At 61.8% G+C, this 24,402-nt stretch carries 24 protein-coding genes; 10 read left to right on the top strand and 14 right to left on the bottom strand.

Annotation, left to right across the window (positions count from 1 at the left end; genetic code table 11):
- Positions 1 to 83 precede the first annotated feature (83 nt).
- On the top strand, positions 84 to 329 hold the full coding sequence (locus AC1DD7_RS03590; RefSeq protein WP_431116664.1) for an acyl carrier protein: 246 nt from the start codon (positions 84 to 86) through the stop codon (positions 327 to 329).
- A 65-nt stretch (positions 330 to 394) separates the two neighbouring features.
- Positions 395 to 1,006, top strand: a complete 612-nt coding sequence (locus tag AC1DD7_RS03585; RefSeq protein WP_477513832.1) for a flavodoxin family protein — start codon at positions 395 to 397, stop codon at positions 1,004 to 1,006.
- A 110-nt stretch (positions 1,007 to 1,116) separates the two neighbouring features.
- Here the strand turns inward: AC1DD7_RS03585 and AC1DD7_RS03580 are convergent, their stop codons facing one another.
- The 3 genes from AC1DD7_RS03580 to AC1DD7_RS03570 all read right to left on the bottom strand — a co-directional run bounded on the left by AC1DD7_RS03580 (position 1,117) and on the right by AC1DD7_RS03570 (position 2,967).
- On the bottom strand, positions 1,117 to 1,833 hold the full coding sequence (locus AC1DD7_RS03580; protein ID WP_477513831.1) for a thioesterase II family protein: 717 nt from the start codon (positions 1,831 to 1,833) through the stop codon (positions 1,117 to 1,119).
- A 16-nt stretch (positions 1,834 to 1,849) separates the two neighbouring features.
- Positions 1,850 to 2,257 carry a winged helix-turn-helix transcriptional regulator gene (locus AC1DD7_RS03575; RefSeq protein ID WP_431116661.1) on the bottom strand — a complete coding sequence of 136 codons (408 nt, stop codon included), beginning with the start codon at positions 2,255 to 2,257 and terminating at the stop codon, positions 1,850 to 1,852.
- Between the two features lie 83 nt (positions 2,258 to 2,340).
- A complete protein-coding gene (locus AC1DD7_RS03570; RefSeq protein WP_477513830.1) occupies positions 2,341 to 2,967 on the bottom strand; it encodes an HAD-IB family hydrolase in 627 nt (208 codons plus the stop codon).
- A 166-nt stretch (positions 2,968 to 3,133) separates the two neighbouring features.
- Here AC1DD7_RS03570 and AC1DD7_RS03565 point away from each other — a divergent pair, with 166 nt between their 5' ends.
- From AC1DD7_RS03565 to AC1DD7_RS03545, 5 genes are all read left to right on the top strand, one after another.
- Entirely contained in the window at positions 3,134 to 3,811 is a 678-nt protein-coding gene (locus tag AC1DD7_RS03565; protein WP_477513829.1) for an FMN-dependent NADH-azoreductase, read from the top strand.
- A 9-nt stretch (positions 3,812 to 3,820) separates the two neighbouring features.
- Entirely contained in the window at positions 3,821 to 4,525 is a 705-nt protein-coding gene (locus AC1DD7_RS03560) for an AAA family ATPase (protein WP_477513828.1), read from the top strand.
- Positions 4,526 to 4,648: 123 nt separating this feature from the next.
- The gene (locus AC1DD7_RS03555; RefSeq protein WP_477513827.1) at positions 4,649 to 5,551 is read left to right on the top strand and encodes a helix-turn-helix transcriptional regulator; all 903 of its coding nucleotides are present in this window, start codon (positions 4,649 to 4,651) and stop codon (positions 5,549 to 5,551) included.
- Between the two features lie 72 nt (positions 5,552 to 5,623).
- Positions 5,624 to 7,357 carry an ABC transporter ATP-binding protein gene (locus tag AC1DD7_RS03550; protein WP_477513826.1) on the top strand — a complete coding sequence of 578 codons (1,734 nt, stop codon included), beginning with the start codon at positions 5,624 to 5,626 and terminating at the stop codon, positions 7,355 to 7,357.
- Positions 7,354 to 9,327: an ABC transporter ATP-binding protein gene (locus AC1DD7_RS03545; protein WP_477513825.1), complete on the top strand. Its 1,974-nt coding sequence runs from the start codon at positions 7,354 to 7,356 to the stop codon at positions 9,325 to 9,327. Before AC1DD7_RS03550 ends, AC1DD7_RS03545 begins: the two co-directional genes overlap by 4 nt.
- A 27-nt stretch (positions 9,328 to 9,354) precedes the next feature.
- Here the strand turns inward: AC1DD7_RS03545 and AC1DD7_RS03540 are convergent, their stop codons facing one another.
- A complete protein-coding gene (locus tag AC1DD7_RS03540; protein WP_477513824.1) occupies positions 9,355 to 9,927 on the bottom strand; it encodes an MOSC domain-containing protein in 573 nt (190 codons plus the stop codon).
- A gap of 91 nt (positions 9,928 to 10,018) precedes the next feature.
- Here AC1DD7_RS03540 and AC1DD7_RS03535 point away from each other — a divergent pair, with 91 nt between their 5' ends.
- A complete protein-coding gene (locus AC1DD7_RS03535) occupies positions 10,019 to 10,798 on the top strand; it encodes an alpha/beta fold hydrolase (protein ID WP_477513823.1) in 780 nt (259 codons plus the stop codon).
- A gap of 16 nt (positions 10,799 to 10,814) precedes the next feature.
- Here AC1DD7_RS03535 and AC1DD7_RS03530 read toward each other — a convergent pair whose 3' ends face one another.
- Entirely contained in the window at positions 10,815 to 11,294 is a 480-nt protein-coding gene (locus AC1DD7_RS03530) for an NUDIX hydrolase (protein ID WP_477514076.1), read from the bottom strand.
- A 242-nt stretch (positions 11,295 to 11,536) separates the two neighbouring features.
- On the opposite strand from AC1DD7_RS03530, the gene AC1DD7_RS03525 reads away from it, so the two are divergent.
- Positions 11,537 to 12,907 carry a hypothetical protein gene (locus AC1DD7_RS03525; protein ID WP_477513822.1) on the top strand — a complete coding sequence of 457 codons (1,371 nt, stop codon included), beginning with the start codon at positions 11,537 to 11,539 and terminating at the stop codon, positions 12,905 to 12,907.
- Between the two features lie 116 nt (positions 12,908 to 13,023).
- Here the strand turns inward: AC1DD7_RS03525 and AC1DD7_RS03520 are convergent, their stop codons facing one another.
- From AC1DD7_RS03520 to AC1DD7_RS03485, 8 genes are all read right to left on the bottom strand, one after another.
- Positions 13,024 to 13,200, bottom strand: a complete 177-nt coding sequence (locus AC1DD7_RS03520) for a hypothetical protein (protein WP_431116652.1) — start codon at positions 13,198 to 13,200, stop codon at positions 13,024 to 13,026.
- 7 nt (positions 13,201 to 13,207) lie between these two features.
- Positions 13,208 to 14,323, bottom strand: a complete 1,116-nt coding sequence (locus AC1DD7_RS03515; RefSeq protein WP_477513821.1) for a glycosyltransferase family 2 protein — start codon at positions 14,321 to 14,323, stop codon at positions 13,208 to 13,210.
- Between the two features lie 645 nt (positions 14,324 to 14,968).
- Positions 14,969 to 15,139, bottom strand: a complete 171-nt coding sequence (locus tag AC1DD7_RS03510; RefSeq protein ID WP_216926503.1) for a hypothetical protein — start codon at positions 15,137 to 15,139, stop codon at positions 14,969 to 14,971.
- 179 nt (positions 15,140 to 15,318) lie between these two features.
- The gene (locus tag AC1DD7_RS03505; protein ID WP_477513820.1) at positions 15,319 to 16,149 is read right to left on the bottom strand and encodes an oxidoreductase; all 831 of its coding nucleotides are present in this window, start codon (positions 16,147 to 16,149) and stop codon (positions 15,319 to 15,321) included.
- Positions 16,150 to 16,457: 308 nt separating this feature from the next.
- Complete coding sequence (locus AC1DD7_RS03500) at positions 16,458 to 17,180, bottom strand: SRPBCC family protein (RefSeq protein WP_477513819.1); 723 nt, start codon at positions 17,178 to 17,180, stop codon at positions 16,458 to 16,460.
- 96 nt (positions 17,181 to 17,276) lie between these two features.
- A complete protein-coding gene (locus tag AC1DD7_RS03495) occupies positions 17,277 to 18,530 on the bottom strand; it encodes a metal-dependent hydrolase family protein (protein WP_477513818.1) in 1,254 nt (417 codons plus the stop codon).
- The gene (locus AC1DD7_RS03490) at positions 18,531 to 19,034 is read right to left on the bottom strand and encodes a GAF domain-containing protein (RefSeq protein ID WP_477513817.1); all 504 of its coding nucleotides are present in this window, start codon (positions 19,032 to 19,034) and stop codon (positions 18,531 to 18,533) included.
- Positions 19,031 to 20,425, bottom strand: a complete 1,395-nt coding sequence (locus AC1DD7_RS03485) for an MFS transporter (RefSeq protein WP_477513816.1) — start codon at positions 20,423 to 20,425, stop codon at positions 19,031 to 19,033. The genes AC1DD7_RS03490 and AC1DD7_RS03485 overlap by 4 nt, the downstream gene beginning before the upstream one ends.
- A 108-nt stretch (positions 20,426 to 20,533) precedes the next feature.
- On the opposite strand from AC1DD7_RS03485, the gene AC1DD7_RS03480 reads away from it, so the two are divergent.
- Positions 20,534 to 21,412, top strand: coding sequence for a MurR/RpiR family transcriptional regulator (locus tag AC1DD7_RS03480; RefSeq protein ID WP_477513815.1), 879 nt, complete (start codon positions 20,534 to 20,536; stop codon positions 21,410 to 21,412).
- Positions 21,413 to 21,490: 78 nt separating this feature from the next.
- Here AC1DD7_RS03480 and AC1DD7_RS03475 read toward each other — a convergent pair whose 3' ends face one another.
- Positions 21,491 to 24,163, bottom strand: a complete 2,673-nt coding sequence (locus AC1DD7_RS03475) for an exo-rhamnogalacturonan lyase family protein (protein ID WP_477513814.1) — start codon at positions 24,161 to 24,163, stop codon at positions 21,491 to 21,493.
- Positions 24,164 to 24,402: the final 239 nt, after the last annotated feature.

Genomic DNA, 24,402 nt, shown 5'->3' with positions numbered 1-24,402 from the left:
ACACCGATTCCTGCAGGCCGGGGTGCCGTGCAGGACCACTGTGGCGCCGGCTAACCCGGGCCACCTGTAAAAGGGGGAAGCAAATGGAAATTACAGCTATGGACGTCGTAGGGGCGATCGGGTCCACCATGGACGAGCTCGGCCACATGGGACCGGACGACTCGTTCGCTGACCTTGACATCGATTCACTGTCACTTGTTGAAGCCGCCGTGATCCTTAGCAACAAATTCGGTGTTCGCGTGGATGAATTCGAGCTTACCGAGGCAGGCAGCGCCCGCGCCGCAGCCACGATGGTCACGGAAAAGCTGGCCCTGCAGCCCGCCATCTAGTCACACCATCACAAGAAGACCACGCAGTACAACAGGACCAGACAGTACAAACAGTAAGGACACCCATGGCCACTCCGGCGATTGCAGTTGTTTATTATTCAGGTTCGGGCCACACCAAGGTCCTGGCAGACGCAGTGGTTTCCGCTGCCGCCGCCACCGGAGCCACAACGGCTCTCCTGCGCGTGGATGAGCTCACCCAGGAATCCTGGGATTTCATCGACCAAGCGGATGCCATCATTTTCGGCGCCCCCACCTACATGGGCACTGCGCCTGCGGCCTTCCATGCGTTCGCCGAGAAGACCGCAGGCCGCTGGGCCGTGCAGAAATGGCACAACAAGCTGGGTGCCGGCTTTACCAATGCCGCCTGCAAGGCCGGTGACAAGAATTCCACCCTGGACTACTTCTCCACTTTCGCAGCCCAGCACGGCATGAACTGGATCAACCTGGGCCTGCTCCCGGGATGGAAGAGCACCAAAGGCAGCGAAAACGATCTCAACCGCTTTGGCTACTTCAACGGTGCCGCCGCCCAGACATTCTCGGACGTCGGTGTGGAAGGCGTACACCCCGCAGACATCGCTACTGCGGGGCACTTGGGGCGGCGCGTTGCGGAAATGGCCGCAATCTTCGCCGCCGGCAAGACCGCTCTTGACCGCGAACTCGTGAGCGCGGGAGCTTAGGTCCTTCTCGTTTCAGGGCCACGGAAAAAGCCTGGCGACGCCCATATCCGCGCGTCGCCAGGCTTTTTCCGTGGCGCCGAACAGTTTGCGTGTCACAACCAGTTTGCGTGTCACAACGGGGCATGCGCGTCGTGAGTCGCCTCGGCGGACAGGGTGGCTGCTACGATCGCCTGGACCTTCGGGTTGCCGACATGGAACAGATGGCCCCCGCCCGCGACATCGATCAATCGTGGCTTCTGCGCGCACCAGTCCGCCCAGCGCAGTGACTCTGAAGCCGTAACCACAGGATCATCAGAGCTGTAGAGGACTGTGGCCGGCACCTCCAACTGGCGGGCGGGCAGCCTGCCGGGGTAGCTCTCCAACAATGCCAGATCCTCAAGCAGTACTTCCCGGGCCCGCTCGGACAGGGCGGTCGTGCTGAGCACGTGCTCGGACAAGGCGGCCACGGACAGCGAAGTCCCGGACAGGGCTGCCACGGACTGTGCCGTCCCGGACCGGGCGCTGGAAGCGGCTGCCGCGGCAGCACCGGCGTCGTACATCCCCGACGGCGGCCGCGCGGCTGCGAGGAACACGTGCACCACCCGCCCGGTTTCCTGAAGCCGAAGGGCGGCCTCGAAGGCGAGCACGGCGCCCAGGCTGTGGCCATAGAGCGCCACCTGCCCGGACTGCGAGCTTGCGATTCGTTCGGCCATAGCGGCTGCGGCACCGCCAACGGAACGGAAATTCCTGCCGCGGTATGCGAGCTTGGTGACGTGCACGCCGTCGAAACGCCAGCCCGCAAAACTGGCTGTGGTTCCGCCGGCGTGGTGCAGGCAAAACAGGTGCATGCCGGCGTCCCTGGGGCTAGTTGAAAGCGAGTCGGTGACGGTCGTGTTCCATGCGGGACGCGGCGACGTCATCCATGTGTTCCTCGGCCCACTCCTTCATCTCGAAGATGATCCGCAGGAGCGAGTGTCCGCGCGGAGTGAGCTCGTAGTCAGTTCGCACGGGGACGGAGACGGTCACATGCCTTAGGACCAGCCCGTCCCGTTCAAGCGAGCGGAGCGTGGACGTCAACATTTTCTGGCTTGCGCCGGGTATCCGTTTGCGGAGGTCGCTGTGCCGCTGCTGCCCGTCCTCCAGTGCCAGCATCACCAAGGTGACCCACTTGCTGCTGATGGCCTCGAGCAGTTGGCGTGCCGGGCAAAGATCCAGGGAAGCGTTGTAGTGCTTCTGGGCGTTCATGCGTTTCTGTTCAGCCGTGAGAGTCATTTCCCCAATACTTTCCTCATCAAATGGACTGCTCGCCACAGTTTACTTGGGGGTTGTTACAGGTGGGGAACGGCGACTCAACCCTAAACTGCCGCCGGGGTGACCAGCAGCGATTCTCCGGCCAATGCCATGAAAGGAAGATCCGAGCTGTGGTCCCCGTAGGCGAAGCTGCCTGACAGGTCCACCGAGAACTCGGCGGCGTGCGCTGCCACGGCCCGGGCCTTGGCGTCGGCCACCAGAGCTTCCTCGATGTCGCCGGTATAGATGCCATTCGCAGCAGCAGGGAACGTGCACAGCAGTTCAAGGTGGGGCCACCGCCGTCGAACACGTACCAAAGCGGGCTCGAACGACGCCGTGACGGCCACAATGCGCCGTCCCTCCGCGGTGTGTTTGTCCAGGAGGGAGGCCACGGGTTCCAGGAAGGACCAGCCGTCCGGTGACGCGGCTTGGAAATCTGCCCAGCGCTCGCCGAGTTCCTGGACTTCGCTCACGCTGCGGCCCCGCCACCAGCTGAAGTACCGGGCGTTCGTCACGGATCTTGGCACGCCGTTCCTGGCTGCCGCCCGCAGGCCCTCAAGGAAGTCCTCCGCCTCGGCTTTGCGGGACTTGCCGGCGTCGAAGCGGAGGAACTCAAAGATGGTGTTGTAGGCGGTGACGGTGCCGTCGATGTCGGTGTAGGCGGCCTGCAAGGGGATTCCGGATTCTTCCACAGGAAGAATCCTAGGGACCGCTCCGGCACATGGAAGCCTTCCAGGGGAGGGCACTTTGAGGTGCCCTAGGCACAAAAAAGTGCGTTCTTACGCGCTGATGCGATGTCCGTGAGGATCGAATTCGGGGCACAAAACGTCCCCGCAGCAAAGCCTCGAAAGGAAGCCAATGCCTACCATCCTCCACATCAACGCCTCTCCGCGCTACGCCAACAGCGACTCCCTGCGGTTGGCCCGGCACTTCATCGACTCCGTCCAGGCTGCCGGTCCGGAGAGCTTTGAGCTGGAGACCCTGAACTTGTTCGACGACGGTGCGTTGCCTGTTTTCGGTCGGATCGCGGCTGCCGCCAAGATGGCTGTCTTCACCGGACAGGACCAGACACCGGAGCAGGTTGCCGCTTGGGAATCCGCCCGCGCTGTGTTCGATCAGTTCGCTGCAGCCGACGCGTATGTCTTCAACATCCCCATGTGGAACTCGGGAGTCCCCTACGTGCTGAAGCAGTGGATCGACATCATCACCCAGCCCGGCTGGAGCTTCGGCTTCGACCCGGAGCAGGGCTACCGCGGCCTCATGGAAGGCAAGCAGGCCCTTGCGATCCACACCAGCGGTGTCTACGCCCCGGGTGTTCCGGCCGCTTTCGGCTCCGACTTCAGCAGCACCTTCTTCGCTGACTGGCTGAACTTTGTGGGCATCGAGGACGCAACCCACGTCCGTTTCGCTCCCACCGTCCTGAACGGCGACGTCGATGGCACCCGCAAGGTTGCAGAAGCGGACCTGAGCGACGCCGCAATCGAGTTCGCCGGCAAGCTCAGCGCCGCGGGTACCCTCCAGCTCGTCAACGACTAGGAGCTCCCTGTGCGCATCGGCATTTCGGGTACCTATTCCTCGGGCAAGACGTTTACGTCCATGGCCTTGTCCCACTACACGGGGTTGCCCCGCACCAAGGCCAGGACCATGCGGGAAATCCTGCCCGAGGCCGCCCCTGGCAAGACCCTCGAGGAATGCACTGCAGCGGAGCTCATCCAGATGATCGTGACCCGTCATGTGGAGCGTGCCGTGTACGAGGACAAGCTCTCGGCCGGTTTCATCTCCGACGGTTCATCGCTGCAGGAATGGATCTACGGGTCCGTGCGGGTTTCCCTCGGGCTGAACCCCAGTGCCTCAGCACACCTCGCGGCGGGGGAGAGCGTGAAGAAGACTCCGGAACTCGCATTCTTCGAAGAGGTGATGACCAGCCTGGGCAACAGCTTCAAGAGGCACGTCAAGAACTCCTTCGATGTGTTCGTGCACCTGAAGAACGAGCTTCCGCTCTCTGCTGATGGACACCGCCCGGTCAACGATCAGTTCCGGAACATGTCCGATGAGATCCTGCAGCACACCATGGACGAGTTGGGCATCCCCTTCCATGTTGTGTCCGGTTCTGTGGAGGAGCGTCTTGTCCGGATTGCTTCCCTGTTCAACCTTGAGGCGCGCATGAGTCCCCAGGACGCCACCCGCCTTGCAGCCGAGGAATACGCACAGTTGGATGTGCGCTCCGAACGGGAGAGGGTCCTGCAGTAACAGCGGGTCCTGCAGTAACAAGGAAACATCCGTTTGGATCCTGCTCACCGGTTCGTCCGGCCATCCGCTGTGCCGTAGCTGCCCAGCGGGTGGCCGGACGCTCGTCTTTTACTGGAGACCCCATTGCCAACCGACCAGCCTATTTCCCACCAAGCCCGCTCAAACCACGCCCGCCTTGGCGAGTTCTTCCGCACGCGCCGCGAGCAGACCCGTCCGCAGGATGTCGGGTTACCAGTCAGCCCACGACGCCGGACTCCCGGACTCAGGCGCGAAGAGGTGGCCGTCCTGGCGAATGTTGGTGTCTCCTGGTACACGTGGCTGGAGCAGGGGCGGGCCATTGGCGCCTCGGAGGAAATCCTCGATGCCATTTCGAACGCACTGCGGCTTAGCCCTGAGGACCGAACCTATGTCCGGCGGCTTGCGTCCGGGCGCCGCTCGGGCCTATCCGGCAACAAGGACAGCGCGGCCGGCGGTCCGGCTTTGGGACAGGCCACCGGTCACAATTTCGACGTAGACGACGCCCAGCTCGCTCTGCTGCAGCAGTTGGTGGATGCCATGGCGAATCCCAGTTACATTGCTGACCCTTTCTGGACGGTGGTGGCCATGAATTCCGCGGCTGCAGAAACCTTCGATACCCGTGTGGGTGAAAGCTGCCTTCAACGCTTTTTCACGGATCCGGAGCTCGCCCGGCCCCACGTGCACAAGGAGATGATGGCCCGCTCCATGGTGGCGCAGTTCCGTGCGCAATCAGCCAACTTCCCGGACGATCACCGTTTCGATGCCATGGCACGCGGCCTATGCCAGGTCTCGGAAGCCTTCCGGGAATTATGGCAGCGGCAAGTGGTTGGCGATTCGTACCACGTGGATGTTGTGTACGACCACCCAGCGGTGGGCCGCCTCAGCTTCGCTCCCATGGTGCTGGGTGTCCCGCAGTTTCCTGCCCTCCGTCTTTTCACTTACCTACCCAAAAGCGGTACCGGAACGCAGGCTGCCCTGCAGGGTTTGAACAGGAAAGCAGTGGGCTGAGATTCCCTCTAGTTGCCCACAGCAACCAGACGTAAACTAGCCTTCGGTTCACTACGTTGGTTCGGAGTCCCCATGCTTTGGAAGGTTCTCGTTCGGTTCCTGAAACCGCACCAGCGGTTGCTGATTGCCGTCGTCGTTTTTCAATTGGCGCAATCCATCGCGTCCCTTTACCTGCCTACGCTCAACGCCGACATCATCGATAACGGCGTCGCTACCGGCGATACTGATTACATCCTGCGCATGGGTGGCCTCATGCTGCTGATCACGCTGTTGCAGATCGCGTGTGCCGTAGTGGCCGTGTACTTCGGCGCGAAGGCAGCCATGGGAATGGGCCGTGACCTACGGGACGCCGTCTTTGCAAGGGTGGGGGAGTTCTCCGAGCAGGAGGTCACCAAGTTCGGGGCTCCATCCTTGATCACACGGTCCACCAACGACGTCCAGCAGGTGCAGCAACTCGTCCTCATGTCCTGCACGCTCATGGTTGCGGCGCCCATGCTCAGTATTGGCGGCGTGATCATGGCCGTGCGGCAGGACGCCCAGCTGTCCTGGCTGATCGCGGTATGTGTTCCGGTACTGCTTGTGGCGGTCGGGTTGATCGTGACCCGGATGGTGCCGCTGTTCCGCAAAATGCAGGTCCGGATCGACGCCGTCAACCGTGTCCTGCGCGAGCAACTCACTGGCATCCGCGTAGTCCGGGCGTTCGTGCGTGAGGACATGGAGACCTCCCGGTTTGGCAAGGCGAACGACGACGTCACGGACGTCGCGCTCCGGGCCGGCCGTTTGATGGCGCTCATGTTCCCTGTGGTCATGTTGGTGATGAACATTTCCAGCGTGGCGGTCATCTGGTTCGGCTCGTTCCGGATTGAGGACGGTTCCATGCAGGTAGGCACGCTGATTGCTTTCCTCAGCTACCTCATGCAGATCCTCATGTCCGTCATGATGGCCACGTTTATGGCCGTGATGATCCCGCGCGCGTCCGTTTCCGCGGACAGGATCGGGCAGGTGCTGGAGACCGCCTCAAGTGTCCAGCCGCCGTCGAATCCTGTTACCGGCGGTATCCGCCGCGGCGAACTGGAAATGCGCGACGTCGGTTTCGCCTACCCGGGCGCCGAGCAGCCCGTACTCAGCGGCGTCAGCTTCACAGCATTGGCCGGCCAGACCACAGCAATCATTGGCAGCACGGGCGCAGGGAAGACCACGTTGGTGAACCTGATGCCGCGGCTGTTCGACGCCACTGCGGGAGCGGTCCGGATGGACGGCGTGGACATCCGCGATCTGCATCCGGACCTGCTGTGGGGGCACATCGGCTTGGTGCCACAACGGCCATATCTCTTCTCAGGCACCGTCCGCAGCAACCTTCAATACGGCAAACCCGACGCCAACGACGACGAACTGTGGCAGGCCCTTTCAGTGGCGCAGGCTCGGGACTTCGTTGAAGAAATGGAAGGTGGACTGGATGCGCCCATCTCACAGGGCGGCACCAACGTTTCCGGCGGGCAACGGCAACGCCTGGCCATTGCCCGGGCATTGGTGAAACAACCGGAGCTCTACATTTTCGACGATTCGTTCTCCTCCCTGGATACCGCTACCGACGCCCGCCTGCGGCAGGCCCTCAAGCATCACACCAACGGCGCCACGCTGGTGATCATCGCCCAGCGCGTCTCCAGCATCGCGGACGCGGACCAGATATTAGTGCTCGACGACGGCAGGATCGTTGGGCAGGGAACGCATGATGAGCTGTTGGAGATTTCCGAAACGTACAGGGAAATCGTGTCCTCCCAGCTGGCGGCGGAGGAGGCGGCATGAGCGCCATAACAGCTGGTCAACGCGGGCCACAGCGGCCACCCATGGGCCCCGGACGTGGCGGTCCGTTCGCTGGAATGAGCATTCCGGCGGAGAAAGCCTCCAACTTTGGTGCCTCGGCCCGGCGGCTACTGGGCACCTTGCGGCCTGAGCGGTTCTGGCTGACGCTTGTCCTGGTTTTCGCGGTGGTCAGCGTTACTTTGTCCGTGATTGGGCCCAGGCTGCTCGGCGAAGGAACAAACCTCATCTTTGCCGGCGTCGTGTCCAAACAGCTACCCGCAGGGGTTACCAAAGCCCAAGTCATCGCCGGCCTGCGCGCCTCCGGCGAGAACAACAAGGCCGACATGCTGAGCGCCATGAACCTGACACCCGGCGTCGGAATCGACTTCGGTGCACTGTCCTCCGTGCTGCTCTGGGTGCTGGCGCTGTATGTCCTGGCCTCAGCGTTCGGTTGGATGCAGGCGTACGTGCTCAACGGCGTCGTCCAGCGGACTGTATACCGGCTCCGCGAGCGGATCGAAGCGAAAATCCATCGGCTTCCGCTTCGCTATTTTGACTCCATCCAGCGTGGTGAGCTGCTCAGCCGGGTGACGAACGACGTCGACAATATCTCCCAAAGCCTGCAGCAATCCATCAGCCAGGTGGTGTCCTCACTGCTGACCGTGCTGGGCGTGCTGGTGATGATGTTCCTGCTCTCGCCGCTGCTGGCCGTCATCGCGTTGGTGACCATCCCGCTCACCTTGGGGACCACGGTGGTGATTGCCAAACGTTCACAGAAACTGTTCGTCGCACAATGGAAAAACACCGGCGAGCTCAACGGGCAGATTGAGGAAACGTACACCGGTCACGCACTGGTGAAGGTCTTCGGCCGGCAAAACGAAGTCCAGGAGAAATTCCGGGCCAAGAACGGCGAGCTGTACCAGGCAAGTTTCGGAGCGCAATTCGTGAGTGGCCTGATCATGCCGGCCATGACGTTCATCGGAAACCTGGTGTACGTGGGTATTGCCGTGGTGGGCGGTCTGCAAGTGGCCTCTGGTGCGATGCAGTTGGGTGACGTGCAGGCCTTCATCCAATACTCGCGGCAGTTCACCATGCCCTTGGCGCAATTGGGATCCATGGCCAACATGCTGCAGTCCGGCGTTGCCTCGGCCGAGCGGGTGTTCGACCTGCTGGACGAGGAAGAAGAATCCCCGGAACCTGCTCCCATTCCGCAGTCCGGTCCGTCGCGTGGGCGGCTCGTGTTCGAGAATGTGTCCTTCCGCTACCTGCCCGACAAGCCACTCATCACGGACCTCAGCCTGGTGGCCGAGCCCGGCCAAAGCATTGCCATCGTTGGACCAACCGGTGCCGGCAAGACCACCCTGGTGAACCTCATGATGCGCTTCTACGAACTGGACGCAGGGCGCATAACGCTCGACGGCGTGGACATCGCCTCCATGTCACGGCAGGAACTGCGCTCGCGGATGGGCATGGTCCTGCAGGATACGTGGCTCTTCGGCGGGACTATCCGCGACAACATCGCCTATGGACGGCCCACAGCGTCCGAACCCGAGATTCTGGAAGCTGCCCAGGCCACCTACGTGGACCGGTTCGTCCGTTCCCTTCCCGAGGGCTATGACACAGTGCTCGACGACGAAGGCGGCAACGTCTCCGCTGGCGAGAAGCAGCTGCTCACCATCGCCCGCGCCTTCTTGTCCCGTCCATCTGTGCTGATCCTCGATGAAGCCACCAGCTCGGTGGATACCCGTACCGAGGTTCTGGTGCAGAAAGCCATGAACGCACTGCGCTCGGACCGGACAAGCTTTGTCATCGCGCATCGGCTCTCCACCATCCGCGACGCCGATCTCATCCTGGTGATGGAATCCGGGCAGATCGTGGAACAGGGGACCCACGCTGAGCTGCTTGCTGCGGGCGGGGCGTACTCACGGCTCTATGAGGCGCAGTTTGCGGCGCCGGCGGCTGAAGAGGTGTGAGCCTTCGGTTTTGGGAAGCCGTGGAAATTAGGGCAGCCGGGAGGGCCGGAGCACCGTTGCCTCTCCTGCCCGGGAAGGGTCCAACGGCACAGGACTCACCAACACAGCCGGACCTCTGTGGAGTAATCCTCCGGAGATCACCTGACAGCGAACCCCACCCCTGCCGCGCATCGCCTTGTGTGCCCCCGGTGCCAGCATCTGGTCCATCCAAGCGCAAGGGTGTGCTGGCCTCCCTGCCTTCAGCCGCACGGAATCGCCTCCGGATTCCAGAGTGAATTCATGCCCCAGCAAGGGAGCCAGTTCGGCCCCTCGAAGCACCACGTTTCGCCGGGTCATCAACGGATCCAAAGGCCCGGCGTCCAGCTCGGAGGCAATCGATTCGAGTGCCTCCACCGCGAACAAGGTCACAGCCGCATCCATGTGCGCGGCTTTGCCGAAGAACCTGTCACCCACGATGCCCTTGCCGGCCACCAACTCGGCCTGTTCGGCGTCCGTCGTCGGAACATCCGCGGCGCCTTCTCGGGCGCGGCCAAAATAGGCGTGCGCCGGCGATACCAAGAGATGCAGCACCTCGACGTCGTACCTGAATTCAGCAGTCATCATTCAACGCTAATGCCTCGGCGCTCGGAACGGCAGCGCCCTATGCCGTACGCCACAGCGCCGGCGCCGCCCCTGAAGATACAGTGGCACGGTGAACTTTGCCGTGGCCCCTGATGGCGCTGAACTCGCCTGGACGTCCGAAGGCGACGGCGAACCAATGCTGTTGATTGCCGGCCAAGCGACCGCCATGGACGGTTGGGGCCCGACGGCGGAGCTCCTGTCCCGCTCTTACCGCGTCATCCGCTTCGATCACCGGGGCATAGGCCGCAGCAGCAAGGGTGACGCCGGCCGTTACACCACGAGGCTGATGGCCGCAGATGCAGCCGAGGTCCTCAAAGCTGCAGGCGTTGATTTAGCACACGTGTACGGTCACTCCATGGGCGGACGGGTAGCGCAGTGGTTGGCCATCGACTACCCGGAGAAAGTCCGGACGCTGGTCTTGGCCGCCACGAGTGGAGGAAGGTGGCCAGGCGAGGGCACTGACCCCGACAAGGTTGCCATGCAGGCACTGGTCAGCGGGGATATGAGCCGCCTGATACCGCTCTTCTTCGCTGAGGACTGGGCGCGCAACAATCCGGAGGCCGTTCACACCTTCTTCTCCTCCCACGCTTCAGCATGGGCCAAGGCACGTCATTTCAAGGCCAGTCGTGAGCACGATGCATGGAGCCGGCTGGGTGATATCAAAGCCCCGACTCTGATAATTCACGGCACCGAGGATGCGCTTACGCCATTACCCAACGCTGCGCTCCTGCGCGAGCACATCCGCCGTTCGGTGCTTGTAAGGGTTCCCGGGGCGGGACATGGCCTACACCTGGACCACCCGGAGACCATTGACTGGATCCGGCAATTCATCACCAAAAAGGGGGAGTAGCTCCTGCTGGCTGGCTCTAAAGGGCTTTCCCGCCAAGGTGCCGGACCAAAGCGTCCACAATGGGCAGTTGCCCTTTGACGAGCTTGCTCCGGGCTGTGGCTTGTTCAAACCAACGGGCGTCGTCTATCTCCGGAAATTCCTTGATGGAGCCGGAACCCTTGGGCCATTCCATGGGAAAGGTGTTGCTGACGATCTCATCGGGCTGGAAGGAATCCGCTTCTGCTGCGAAGGCAGTGATGAGTTTGCCGGAGGGCTGTTTGAAAACCCCCAGTGGCTCGTAGTCGCATGGTGGCGGTGGAGTTCCAATTTCCTCGGTGAATTCGCGGCGGGCAGCAACCAGCGGGTCTTCGTCCTCAAGGAATTCACCCTTGGGAATTGACCACGCGTGTTCGTCCTTATGTGCCCAAAAAGGTCCACCCATGTGGGCAATCCAAAGTTCCAACTCTCCAGAGGAACCTTGCCGGTAAAGCAGGATTCCAGCGCTGCGAATCGTGATGTGGCCTCCCGACGTGATGATTTGAACGCGAAATGAACGGACAAAGCCAAGATTACTCCCGGGCACCCTGCCGTTATCCAATTGATGGCATATCGCCCATTTTGGTTCTTCAATTCCCTTCCTAAGGACCCACGCCTACTTGATAATCGAGGAACTGCACGTTCCTCGTGGGGGTGGAACGTCTTTGCGGTCGCCGGTTTTTGCCGGCGACGAGTCTGGGCGCATCAATGGAGGACACGGCTATGGCATGGTCAGTAGGGCTCATTCCGCATGGGCGAATAAAAGCAGCAGGTTTGGCCGTTGTGCTGGCGGTGGGCTTATCAATGCTCACTGGAACAGGCCCATCACACGCGGCCGATACAACCCCCATGGCTGAGGACCCTGGCCCTGTGGGCAGCTTCGCCTGGAAGGGTTTGAACTGGCAGAAGCGTTTCTGGGGTGGGGCCCCGATGTACAACGCGAGTTGGGACGCCAACAACGTGAGCAACCCGGACGCCAACGGATACGTCAAACTGTCCATCACCAACCCAACCGGCTCGGCTCCCAAGGGCGCGGAGTTCCAGTCCACACGGGAGGGGTTCGGCTACGGAACGTACAGCACCACTGTGGAAAAGGACGTGAGCGCGCTCCAGAAGGAGGTGGTCTGGGGTTGCCTCTTCACCTATGACCCCGCGGCCGAACCTGGTTACACGGAGATCGACCTCTGTGAGGCGTCCGCTTGGGGAGGCGGAGCTGCCTATGGTCAGAGCTGGCCTGTCACCCAAGGCCATGGCTATTGGTTTGATGCCACACTGCCCCCTGGGCAGGGCAACAACACGGTCACGTTCGATGTCACCAATGCCCCGATCCTCACCCACAGGATGGTCTGGGAACCAGGCAAGCTCACCTTCGAGACGTTTGCCGGCGAAGGCTACGGAGGAACGCTGTTGAAGCGGACGGTCCTGCAAGGCTCTACAGTTCCACTTCCGGCCAACGAACAGATCCACTTCAACCTGTGGGTTACCGGAGGTGGTGGCGGTGACGCTGCCCATGTGGCACCTGAATCCGTGACCATTCGTGATTTCTCGTTTGTTCCAGGGATCCCGTTGACGGCCCCAACACCCACTATCTCCGGAACGGCGGCAGTTGGGTCAACGTTGACTGCCAATCCAGGTGCGTGGACCACCGGAACTGCGTTGACGTATCAGTGGTACAAGAACGGTACGGCCATCGCTGGTGCAACAGCGCCCACCCGTGTCCTTGCAGCCGCGGATCAAGGTGGCACGTTGACCGTCCGGGTTACAGGCACGAAGGCCGGCTACGCAACTACCACCAAGGAATCGGCGCCAACGGCTACCGTGGTGGCCGGTACGCTGCTGGCACCCACTCCCACCGTCACAGGAACGCTCACCGTTGGCTCCACACTGACGGCCAACCCGGGAACGTGGACCTCGGGAACCACACTGGCGTACCAGTGGTACCGCTCCGGTGTAGCGATCACAGGGGCAACAGCCAAGACCTACGTTCTTGTTGGGGCCGACCAAGGAGACACCATGCGGGTGCGGGTCACAGGAACGAAGGCCGGATACACCTCGGTATCCAAGTATTCCGCCAATACGGCACTCGTGAGTTAGGGCTCCTAAGTTAAGCAACGGCCGGGGTAAAACAACAAACCCGCGGTTGTGTCGCGCTGGGGGCGTGATCCGACACAACTGCGGGTTTGCTGGGCTTGCTGGTTTCTCTTTACGAGCTAGTTTCTCTGCGCGCGGACCGGGACGATCCTCTTGATGGCCAGGCCAAGGGCCAGCATGGCGAAAGCGGCCAGTGCGAACCAGAAGAGGTCCCCGGCGCCGGTCATGGCAAGAGTGCCGGAACCGGCTCCTCCTGCAATTGCTGCGCCTGCGGATCCTGCTGGGTTGTTGTACATGAGTCGTTTACCAAACTTTCTTTCTGTTGAGTGCGGCGTCCAGGTAGGCCTTGGCATGGACTGCCTGGAGGAAAACGTCGATGACGGTTTCGTACATGGTTGCGGCAAGCAACATGTACCTCCAGCCCCGGAAACGCAGGGTTACTATGCGTTCCAGGACGAAGATGCAGGTGACGGCGAGCCAGAATGGGTGGAGATTCAATCCCATTCCAGTGGTCAGGGCAAAGACGATGGATCCGAGATATGCCAGGGTCACCAGGACGCCGAGCATGGAGAGGAACTGCCGTCCCCAGTAGGCCCTGGTCACTTTGGTCCACCCGTACTGCACGCAGTTCTCCACGGCTCCGCGCTTCCAGCGGAGCCGCTGCGACCATAGTTCCCGCCACGTCGGCATGACTTCGGTGACCAGCGTGCAGTTTGACGGTGAAGCTATGCGGTATCCGAGGGTGAGGAGTGCGAAGGACAATTCGTTGTCTTCGGTCAGCACGGAGGTATCGTAGACGCCGCCCTCGCCGTTTCCGGGAGGAAGCGTACCGTTCAACCGCGCTGCGACGACGTCCCCAAGGGTTTTAATGCGGAATAGCGCCGCAGTCCCGGTGACTACCAGGCATCTGCCGTGGAGGCGCTTTACATCCCTGGCGTAGCGGGCGTATTCATTTCGCTGCAGGTGTCCTACGAATCCGCCTCCGGGGCCACCGCTGAACACTCCGCCCACGGCGCCCAGCAGTTCGTCCTTGAGGAGGTTGTTGGTGGCATTCTCGATGAAGTCCGGGGCGAGCTGCGAATCGGCGTCCTGCACCAGAACCAGGTCTTCGGGATCCGCCCCGGGAAGAAACTGCCCCAGGGCGAAGTTCAGGGCACCGGCCTTCTTATCCTTGTTGCCGACCGTGTGGAAGACTTCGACACCTTGGGCCAAGGCGAGTTCTTCAGTATCGTCAGTGCAGTTATCGGCCACCACGATCACGCGGTCAGGGCGGCGGGTCTGGTTGTTCAGCGAGATAAGGGTTTCGGTAATCCCAGCGGATTCGTTGTGTGCCGGGACCAGGACCGTGACCACACCACCAGGGGCACGGTGGGATCCTCGCGGTGCAGGAGTTGTCTCTGAATTGACGCCCCGATGCATGCTGGGATCCCTCCGTTCGAACCTTGAAGTGGTGTTTCACTTAGAGTTCCAACGCAAACGCAAGAAACCTGCCCGCAAAGCATCAAGGAAGTCTCAAGGTTTGATCAGGAGTTTCGTGATGGCGCGTCACCCCTGGCGTCGAGCGTGCACTACTGCAGTAGCAAAGGGAGGGTTGTGGTAGCCCAGTCAAGTGAACAGCCGTCGTGCCTGCATGTTCAGGCTGACAAGAACCTGAACCCCTCAACGCGTGACTATGCCGGCAGTTTTGCGGAGCTGCTTCGAAAAGAGGACTACGAATTCTCGCTCAAACAGTTGTCGGAGTACGTCACTGCGTCGCTCGTGGTTGGCCGGCCGCTGCTGGACCGAAAACCAGCTTTATCGAGCGCGGAATGGACTGCTGCCTTGGCCGGTTCGACGGCCTACATCTGCCGGAAACTGGACCACACCAGTCCGGCATGGACCAGAATCCCGCAGTTGCCATTTCCGTGGTTCCCTTCGGAGGCTTACCGCTGGTCGCCGTGTCGACGGACATTTCCGGCGTCGTCCGGAGACTGGAGCTTGGTCACCGGGCAGGGTGTTCAGAAAACGCAAGAGGACGACGCCGGGAGGTCCCGGCGTCGTCCTCTTGTGGTGAGTTTGAGCTGCTTAGCGGCTCAGGCTAACGGTGAAGGTTTTCGGTCCGCTGAGCGTTACTGCAATGCCGCAGTTTTCTGCAGCGGCGCGGGGGGAAAGATCCCGGATGGCGGCGTCGATGGTGTGGTCGATTGCCGACTTGTCCCAGATTTTCAGCGTGATGGAGTCAGTATGTGTCGTCATTGTCAGTACTTTCACTCAGGCCGTTAACAGCCCCAAGCTTCTTCGCAGGGGCCGCATCCTCGTCGGTGAGGATTGCTGATTCAGCTTGTATGGGAACGAATTCCCTCATTCATGGTTCATGCTGCCTACCGCGATTGACAAGCTGATCCGGCCAAGTGTGACCGATTACACGTTGGACGTTACTCCGTGTAACCCGTGTTGATGCTCTGCTCGCGCCAACGATCCACCTCGGCGCGCTGGGCTTCCTCTACCGCACCGTATGCGTAAACGGCATCGGCGCCCAGCAGCAGGAAGGCGGGCGTCTCAGCTGCTTCGACGGCGGCGATGATCACCTCTGCTGCTTTGTCCGGGTCGCCGGGCTGGGTGCCATGAACGGTGTCATTTTCCTTGCGACGCTTACCGGCCGTCTCGGCGTAGTCCTCAATTGCCTGCGCCGACTGGGTGAGCGAACGCCCCGCAAAGTCGGTCCGGAACGCACCGGGCTCCACCACTGTCACCGAGATCCCCAGAGGCTTCAGTTCCTTCTGCAACGAGCCGGACAGGCCCTCCAGTGCAGCCTTCGACGCTGAGTAATAGCCGGAACCGGGCGGGCAGATCCGGGCGCCGATGGAGGAAATATTCACGATCGCACCCGATCGGCGGGAGCGCATGCCTGGCAGGACAGCTTTGATCATGGCGACCGGACCAAAAACGTTGGTGTCGAATAGCGCCCGGACGTCGCCGTCGTCGCCTTCTTCAATGGCTGCGCGGTAACCGTAACCTGCATTGTTGACCAGGACGTCTACCGCGCCAAACCGGTCCTCGGCCTGCTTCACGGCGGCCTCCACCTCCGACTGCTCGGTGACATCGAGCGCTACGGCCAGGGCCGTCGTCGGAAATTCAGCGGTCAACTCCTGCAGCTTGGAGACGTCGCGGGCGGTGACGACGGCGTTATCGCCCCGTGCGAGTACGGCTTGGGCCAGCGCGCGGCCGAGTCCGGTGGAGCAGCCAGTGATGAGCCAGGTAGTCATGATGTTCCTTTCATGGGTGGACCACTCCACTGAAACGCTACCCCTGAGGGGAGGCGGCGTGGGCTCCCGACCATCTTTGAAGCTTTGCGGGCCTCAAAACAACCCCAATCAGTTGCATTTGGTGCGAATGGTGACCAAGGAAGGTCAGGAAGCAACAGGTCCTTGGGACCGCCGTCGTCTATGCCGGCCAGAAGTAACGGCGCCTATTAACACGAGCGCCTATTAACAGGAGCGCCGCCGAAACAGCAGTGCCGCCCGGATCGCGGTGATCCGGGCGGCACGGGTTGTTTGTTTCGTGCGGGCGGCCGCTACCGCTGGCCGGGCAGCCCACCCATCGGTGGGATGTAGCCTGGGCCGAAGCCGTCGTCGTCCTTCCGTTCCGCGGCACTGCGCGTATCGCTGTCCGCTGTCTCGTCGGAATCGCCGTCCAGATCTGCCAGGCCGTTGGTCTGATCGAAGGCGTGCGTGATGGGATCTACGATGGGGACGTCGCCGGGCGTATCAGTGCCGGCGCCAGTTGCGGTTCCTGTTGCCGCGCTGGTGCTGGCCGCTGTGCCTGTGGCCCCCGTTGTCGTCGTAGTCCCCGTGGTGCCCATATCAGCATCCCGTTCGGGTGCTTTCTTCTCGATGTACTCCTTGAACTTTTTCAAGTCCGACTCCGCCTGCCTTTCAACCACATGCAGTTTGTCGCCGAGGAATTCAAGGACGCCGTGAGGCTCGTATTCGAGTGACAGGTGCAGGGATGTCTGGCTCGGTCCGGCTTCCTTGAAGTCCACCCAGCCGGCATTCTTGGCACCTTCGACGGCAGCCCATGCCACAGCACGGTCCACGTCCTGCTGAACGATCTTTGCTTCCCAGCGGCGGTGGACGCCAGCGATTTCGGCTACCCATTCCAGGCGGTCGTCGCTCAGCCGCGTCACGCGTTCCACTCCGCCCATGAAGCGGGGGAATTCCTCGAACTGCGTCCACTGTCTGTATGCCGTACTCACCGGAACGTTGACCATGATGGTTTTGTTGACTTTCGTGGTCACGATGTCCTCCTCTGACTCGCTACCTATATTGTCAGCATACTTACAATATCGAGCTTTGAGCGTAGTAACCAGAGGTTCCCGATACCTGCCGGAGTGTTAGAAGATCACCCGACCGTTCTGGATCAGGAACTCCAAATGTTCCGAGATGTCTGCCAGTACCGCTATGTCCGCCACGGGGTCGGCGCCCAACACCAACATGTCCGCGTCCGCGCCAGGCGCGATCACGCCTAGTTCACCTTGGCGGTTAAGCAGAAGGGCCGCCGTCGTGGTTGCTGAGCGGATGGCATCGATGGCTGGTTGGACCTTGCCGAGCAACCTGAACTGCTCGTTCTGATGGCGGTGCATGCCGCCTAGGAGGTCCGAGCCGAATGCCATTTTCACGCCGGCTTCATGTGCTCGGGAGATGGCTTCCAGTCCGCTGGTTAATACTGAATCCACCTTGGCCCACATCTCCTCGGTGAGCCCGAATTCCTTTCCCTCTTCCTTCAGCGCCCAGTAGGTGACGAGCGTGGGAACCAGGAAGGCGTCCTTCTCGATGAAGAGCTTGAGGCTCTCGTCGTCGAGGAGGTTTCCGTGTTCGATCGAGCGGACGCCGGCTTCGAGTGCGCGGTTGATGGCGCGGGCGGTGTAGGCGTGGGCGGCGACGTAGCGGTTGGCGGCTTCGGCTTCTTCTACCGCGGCACGCATTTCTTCCATGGAGTACTGGGTTGAATCGATGCGGTCCGTGGGGGAGGAGACTCCACCGGACGCCATGATCTTGATGTGGTGGGCGCCCTTGCGGATCTCGTCGCGAGCGGCTGCCCGGACCGCGTCAACGCCGTCGGCCACGCGACCGATTCCGCAGCACCCGCGGCCATTGGGATCGTGGTCTTCACCCGGAAGCCGCATGTCGCCGTGTCCGCCGGTCTGGCTCAGGGCGTGGCCGCAGAAGTGGATCTTCGGACCCTCGAGCAGCCCTTCCTGCTGAGCCATCGCCAGGCCAAAATCGGCGCCGGAAAGGTCCCGGACGGTGGTAAAACCGCGGCGAAGCATCTGTCCCATGATCCGGGCCGTCTGTGCGTACACATACGATGCCGGTGTCCAGGTCAGTGAGCGGAAGTCAGCGCTGGACGCGACCACGTGGACGTGCGCGTCAATGAGCCCCGGGATGACAAACTTTCCAGTTCCATCAATCACGCGGGCTCCGGAGGGCGTCTCGGCGTCGGGGCCGACGCTGCTGATCTTCCCCGCGACACTCACGACGTCGGCTGTGGAGTACGTGCCTGCCTCGACATCAAGGACGCTTGCGTTGCGAATGAGAAGGGCGGGCGCCTGCTGGTCGGTGGCTTGGGTTTCTGGGGTGGTGCTCATTTAGACGGTGTCCTTCCCGGGGACTTCGGTGGCTACAGGGACTTCGGTGGGGTGGGCTGCAAAGGCCGCAACGAGGTCAGCAAGGTTACGGTTGACGACCTCGACGGCGGTTTCCACACTTTGCGGGGTATAGCGGCCTTCTGCGTCCAGCATGGCGAGGACACCCACCACGTTGCCGTCGGGATCCAGGACGGGAACGTTGATGACCGCGCCACAGCCGAGTTGTTGGATGAGTCCGGAGTCCGTGAAAACTTCCCGGAGGCCTTTAAGGTCCGGGGCGAGGAAGGGCTTCTTGTCGTCGATGACCGTTCCCAGCCACCCTGGCGAGATCTCTACGGTTTTCTCAGCGCCCACTGGATACTCGTCGGGATGGCTTGTGAAAAGGCGCCGGAGGCCGGATCGCTGCGGGATCCATTGGAGGGCGGTGAAGAGAATGACGCCCGGATCCTGGCGCATGGCGTCGAATGTTTGCCGAAACACTGCGTCCGTTGCCAGGAAACTCATTGCTGTCCCTTTCCTGCCGGAGCCGGATCATGTTCAGCGCGCGCATTGATGTCCTCCAAAGACTTGCCCGCGGTCGAGGCTCCAAAGATCACCACGCCCAGCACTCCGATGGTCAACACCACCGTGGTCATGGTGAACACCCCGCCGAAACCGAGGGCCACTGAGAAGATACCGATGATGGACGGTGCGAGGATGCTGCCGATGCGACCAACGGCGCTGGCCAGGCCAACACCAGTGGCACGCATCCAGGTGGGGAAGAGCTCCGGAGTGTAGGCGTAGACACCGGCATAGGTACCGTTCAGGAAGAAGGACAACGTTGCGGCGGCCACGAGGATCATGCCGGAATCATTGGACTGGCTCAGCCAGAACGCGCTGATGGCTGATCCTGCCAAATACAGGGCGATCGTGTTCTTGCGGTCGATCCGGTCGCACAGCCATGCTGCCGAGAAGTAGCCCGGTATCTGTGCCAGGTAAATGATGATCGAGTATTCAAAGCTCTTGGTTACAGTGATGCCGCGGCCCACCAGCAGCGTGGGAATCCACGAGAAGAAGCCGTAATAGGAGAAGGTGATCACGAACCAGATCAGCCAGATGACGGCCGTCCGCCGACGCATGGCCTTTGACCACATGAACTTCAGGGCGTTCCAGATGCTGATCTTCTGTTCGTGCTTGGCGATCTCCTCCTGGGCCGGAGGCAAGGAAGCGAGGTCTTTGCCGGTGGCCTTGACGACGCTCTGTTCAAAGCGCTCCACCACCTCTGTTGCTTCGGCTACGCGGCCACGGCTGATAAGGAAGCGCGGCGATTCAGGCAGGCTGCGGCGCCACCAGAGCAGAAGAAGGATAGGTATGGCCGTGACAACCTGGGCCCAGCGCCAGCCGTCCTCACCCATTGGCACGATGAACCGGCCAATCAACGCAGCGCCCACGAAGCCGAAGGAGAAGAAGCCGGCAAGGGTTCCAATGAACCAACCGCGACGCTTCGGGGGAATGAACTCTGACAGGAACGGAGCGATGATGACGCTTTCTGCTCCTGCCCCCAATCCTGCAAAGATCCGTGCAATCAGGAAGACTTCGAAGCTGGGAGCCATGGCTGCAACCACTGACATGAGGCAGTAGAAGGCGAGTGCCCAGAGCATGACCTTTTTGCGGCCGAATCGATCGCCCATCCATCCGGAGAGGATGGCGCCGAAGAAGAAGCCCAACGGGGCGGCCGAACCTACCAGGCCGAGGCTGGCATTGCTGAGGCCCCACAATTCCTGGATTCGAGGGAGCAGGAACGCGACCACGGCGCCGTCCATGCCGTCGAATGAGTAGCCGAGGCCTCCGATGAGGAGAAGCTTGTAGTGTGGTCGACTGAGAGCCAGACGATCCAAGCGTGCTGTGAGAGACATGGTGATTCCTGCCAAAGTGGGCCAAGTTGTACATTTTTAGGAATATGCACAAGTCTGTGCAGATGCGATGTATCGAAGGTACGGCGAAAGTGTGAGGTAGGTCAATAGGTGGAAGAAGATTTCGACTCGTCAACGTTGACCGAGTGGCTCGACAGTCGTGTCCAAGGCCGGAAGCTTGCAGCACGCCAGATGCAGGTGGTTGGAATCCTGCGCTCGCAGCCGCGCCTTGCCTCCTACGGGTCTGTGAGTGACATTGCTGCAGCAGCCGCTTCGAACGCCTCCACGGTGACAAGAACCGCTCAAACACTGGGATTCAAGGGCTGGGCAGACTTCCAATTTGAGCTCAGGTCACGCTTCCTGGCATCGCTGAGCGCAGTGGAAGTTGCCGCTGAGCACAACGGGCACATCAGTAGTCCTGCACAGGCTGCGGTCTCCACGGATCGCGCGAATTTGGTCCATTTTGAACGGACTTTGGACGCAGATGCAATCCACCAGATTGCGAAGGCCATCGCCAGCGCCCGGCAAACCTTCATTGTGGCGGCAGGAAGCTACGCCATCCCGGGCAAGGCCTTGGAGCACAACGCAATCATCGCCGGCTATAACGTCCGACTCCTCGATGCCGACGTCGCGGCCCTGACAAATGCCATCGCGCGGTTGGGCGCCGAGGACCTCGTCATCGCCATTAGCCTTTGGAGGGTTTACGACAGCACCATTCGCGCCGTCGATATTGCCCACAACATAGGTGCGCCGATCGTTTCCATCACCGACAGCGCGGGCTCACCTGTGGCCGTGCACGCCCAGCACCGGATCGTCGTGCCCACCGAAGGTGCCGGCTTCTTCCCGTCGCTGACAGGTGCGGTGGCCGCGGTCCAGGCGATCGCCGTCGAACTTGCCTCCCTGGACCGCGAACGCTCCAACCAGAACATCGCTGCTTCAGAGCGCACATGGGACCAGATGCGGATCATGCATCCGCGGTCGAGCTCCTAAAAGCGGGGCTTCCTGACCGGCTTTGCGGGGTGATCATCGCCCGCTTGCGGCGGTAACGCGGGTTATAAACCACTGGACTTACGACGCCGGGCCCTCCTCCCCGGGCAATGAACTTCCGATGAGGGCCAGGTTTTGGATGACGGCCAAGCCGAACTGGGCGGTGTCGTTGGTGGAAACAGTAGAGGCTTCGTCCACTGGTTGAAGGACATGCGGCGGGAGGATCTTTTTCAAGGTGAAGGCCTCGGCATGGTTCAGGTTCTCCCCGCCCTGGGCAAAGCTCTCCCATGCCAGCTCCGCCAAATCAGGAGACCCGAGTCGAGCCGCGGCGTAGGCAGTGAGTCGGCTGTGCGCCTGAGTCAGGTAGATGCCTGCAAGGGGCTGCCCCACTTCGGCGGCTTGCTCCTCCGGCGAAGCCAGGAACAGCCTGCAGTATTGCAGCCACGCCTTCTCAAAGGACGCGTCCAGCACCAGGCTGATCAGTTCGCTGCAGATTTCCACCAAACCGAACACGGCACTCAGGTGCGAAACGCTGATGGCTTCCCTGCGGGCGTCGAACCTTCCCTGGTCGAGGTCGTAGAGCGCCTCGCCGGTGAGGAAGCCGTACTTCAGGGCGCCTATATCGGCCATGGTTCCCAAGAGGCGGTCGCGTGAGCGGGGGTTTCCGGTGCGTTCCCAATCCGTGAGCCAGGTGGCTGCGAGCGAACCCCAGTCTGTCCCAAGCCCGACGCCCAAGGCGCCGCGGTCCGGACGGTAGGTATCGGCGTCGGGACGTACTTTCCGGACCGGATCAAGGCCAAGGAAGTTTTGGTCGCTGTCCACGAGTTCGGTGAGGAGATCGCCGGTGCGCTCATCCGCGGTCAGGTAATAGTAGAAGCGTCGGTAGGCCGGGGTGCTGATTCGGAGTTGCTTGGCGCTGCAACCCCAGTGCTGCACGTTGTGCCGCGAGCCCAGGCCGCGCCAAGGGCCAAGGTGGTACACGTCCACTTCACCGGTGTGCCGGGTCATGGCCTCGGCGAAGCGGAAAACATCGGCGCGACCGGAGCGGAGGTACATGTACCAAAGCCAGAGATCGGGCGAAAGTTCCGAGTTGTCCCAGGCGTAACCGCCGACGTCGTACCGCCAGACGTGCCGGTCCGAGTCGTAGGTGTGCATGACGTCGCCGTAGTTCCAGAACCCGTACCAGCGGCGCTGTTCCGTTTGGGCCCGATAGAAGTCGAACAAGAAATCCAGCTTGTCTTCCAGCTCTGCACGGGCAGGAGTTCTGCGGTCCACGGGGGACCAGTCGCCGAAGACTCCGGCGGCGTGCAGGTACTCCGGGGACGGCTGCAGAAGCGGGGGAGTGGACGCTGATTGGGCGTCGGCGGCGAGGCTTTCAGTAGGGGGTGTTGCGTCGTAGGCGAACAACGTCAACTCATGCGTGCGGGCGATTCCGGAGGGATTGCCAAAGCCGGGCTCGTAATCCTCGTACGTGATCTCCAAGCCCTCGAGTTGTTCCTCAAAAGTGTCCTGGCCGAGGCCATCGTGGTAGAAGCGGAGGTCCATGGGCTGGGCTTCAGGGGAGTAGAGCCAAGCCGTCATCGTGGCCTCGGACGTTGCGGCGCCGCGGATGTCCAGCTGGCCCGGATGCGACTGCCAGAAATCCCTGACGCCAATCCCGAATCCACCCCTCAGGTCACTGAGCGAACAGAAACCGGACGAGCGCGTGCCGCCGGAAATGCCCACCCAGCCGCGGCCGGGAGCGGTACGTTTCCGCAGCTCAAAGCCGTCGGCGCTCAACTGAGTCAGCGTGTAGTCGTTCCACGACGGGATGAGATGCAGCCGTTCGGAAACCAGCGGGCTCCATTCGTTGAGTGGCGGTGTGGGTTCTCCGGCAATTTGGGCTTGGCGGACGGGCTCGCCCGGATCCCGTCGCAGGCCCGTCAACCCGCGGACCGCTTCCACGAGGAATCCGCCGTCCGCGCCGGCGATCCGGACGTGACGATCGTGCAATTCGCTTTCGAGCGGGACGCTGAACTGGACGCCCAGCCCGGCGAGGAAGTCCTTGTCAGCCTCGCCGTCCCAAATGAACGAATGCATCATCCGGATGCTCCGCGCGCCGGCATAGAAGTAGAAGCGGACGGTGAACGGAAGCCATTCCCTTTCGCTCCGGTCCGCCTGATGACGGCCTTCCAGTCGCACGACTGCCCGAACCGGCCCACGCTGTTCCACTGTCACGGAGGTGATCTGGCCCGTGAAACCCTGACGTGTTGTGCTGCCGGCTCCCTCGCTCAGCCCGGTCTGGAGAAGGCTCACGAGTCTGCCGTCCTTCGCCACCACCGAACCGTCGCGGGTCAGGGTGCTGAACAAAGTGGATCCTGACCGGGGGAGCACTATTTCCAAGGTCCCGGTGGAGACCGTTACGGACTCTTCCGTTTCGGTGACGGTCACGTCAGGTGAGCGCTCGACGGCGGCTGCCGGACCGCCGTCGGGCTCTTCCGGTGGGTGCGCGCCACTGTCGGTGCTGACGTTATAGGCGGCCGAGGGCTTTTCGCTCGCGCCGACCGCTACGCCCGCCCACTTGAGCGATCCGTCTGGCCAGGTAGCGAGCGGCCAGGTTTGGGCTTTGACGGCCTCGCCGGTGGCATCGAAAACGGCCAGCTCTTCCGCGCCGCGTACGGTACCCCGCGGAAAGGGCATCCCCCACGTTGTCCCACTGCTAAGTCCCGCGGGCGGTTCGTCGTCGAGCCACGTGATCTGGGCGTGCTGAGTCATGTTCGATTCCACCTAAGGTTTCGGAAAGCGCTTTCTTTGGTACGTTTCAAAGAACTTACCTTCGGGTGTCGCGAGCCGCAAGGGGTGACCGGGCTTTGGTCTCGCCACGTCACTGCCCTGGCGCCACCCAGAAAGCACCTCGACACCGGGATCCACGTGCCGGGGGATGCATTCGAGGGTCGCCCACCAATTCCCGCGGCGCGTGGGTGCTTGAGCCCGAATCCGGCTGTTCTGACCCC

This window comes from Paenarthrobacter sp. 10L412 (genome assembly GCF_056395565.1).
Note: the sequence above shows the minus strand (reverse complement) of the source record. Positions and strands in the feature narration are given on the sequence as shown.

Excerpts from the sequence above, each read along its gene's own strand:
- AC1DD7_RS03590 (WP_431116664.1), top strand. The coding sequence starts at position 84 with ATGGAAATTACAGCTATGGACGTCGTAGGGGCGATCGGGTCCACCATG.
- AC1DD7_RS03585 (WP_477513832.1), top strand. The coding sequence starts at position 395 with ATGGCCACTCCGGCGATTGCAGTTGTTTATTATTCAGGTTCGGGCCAC.
- AC1DD7_RS03580 (WP_477513831.1), bottom strand. The coding sequence starts at position 1,833 with ATGCACCTGTTTTGCCTGCACCACGCCGGCGGAACCACAGCCAGTTTT.
- AC1DD7_RS03575 (WP_431116661.1), bottom strand. The coding sequence starts at position 2,257 with ATGACTCTCACGGCTGAACAGAAACGCATGAACGCCCAGAAGCACTAC.
- AC1DD7_RS03565 (WP_477513829.1), top strand. The coding sequence starts at position 3,134 with ATGCCTACCATCCTCCACATCAACGCCTCTCCGCGCTACGCCAACAGC.
- AC1DD7_RS03550 (WP_477513826.1), top strand. The coding sequence starts at position 5,624 with ATGCTTTGGAAGGTTCTCGTTCGGTTCCTGAAACCGCACCAGCGGTTG.
- AC1DD7_RS03545 (WP_477513825.1), top strand. The coding sequence starts at position 7,354 with ATGAGCGCCATAACAGCTGGTCAACGCGGGCCACAGCGGCCACCCATG.
- AC1DD7_RS03540 (WP_477513824.1), bottom strand. The coding sequence starts at position 9,927 with ATGACTGCTGAATTCAGGTACGACGTCGAGGTGCTGCATCTCTTGGTA.
- AC1DD7_RS03525 (WP_477513822.1), top strand. The coding sequence starts at position 11,537 with ATGGCATGGTCAGTAGGGCTCATTCCGCATGGGCGAATAAAAGCAGCA.
- AC1DD7_RS03520 (WP_431116652.1), bottom strand. The coding sequence starts at position 13,200 with ATGTACAACAACCCAGCAGGATCCGCAGGCGCAGCAATTGCAGGAGGA.
- AC1DD7_RS03515 (WP_477513821.1), bottom strand. The coding sequence starts at position 14,323 with ATGCATCGGGGCGTCAATTCAGAGACAACTCCTGCACCGCGAGGATCC.
- AC1DD7_RS03510 (WP_216926503.1), bottom strand. The coding sequence starts at position 15,139 with ATGACGACACATACTGACTCCATCACGCTGAAAATCTGGGACAAGTCG.
- AC1DD7_RS03505 (WP_477513820.1), bottom strand. The coding sequence starts at position 16,149 with ATGACTACCTGGCTCATCACTGGCTGCTCCACCGGACTCGGCCGCGCG.
- AC1DD7_RS03495 (WP_477513818.1), bottom strand. The coding sequence starts at position 18,530 with ATGAGCACCACCCCAGAAACCCAAGCCACCGACCAGCAGGCGCCCGCC.
- AC1DD7_RS03490 (WP_477513817.1), bottom strand. The coding sequence starts at position 19,034 with ATGAGTTTCCTGGCAACGGACGCAGTGTTTCGGCAAACATTCGACGCC.
- AC1DD7_RS03485 (WP_477513816.1), bottom strand. The coding sequence starts at position 20,425 with ATGTCTCTCACAGCACGCTTGGATCGTCTGGCTCTCAGTCGACCACAC.
- AC1DD7_RS03475 (WP_477513814.1), bottom strand. The coding sequence starts at position 24,163 with ATGACTCAGCACGCCCAGATCACGTGGCTCGACGACGAACCGCCCGCG.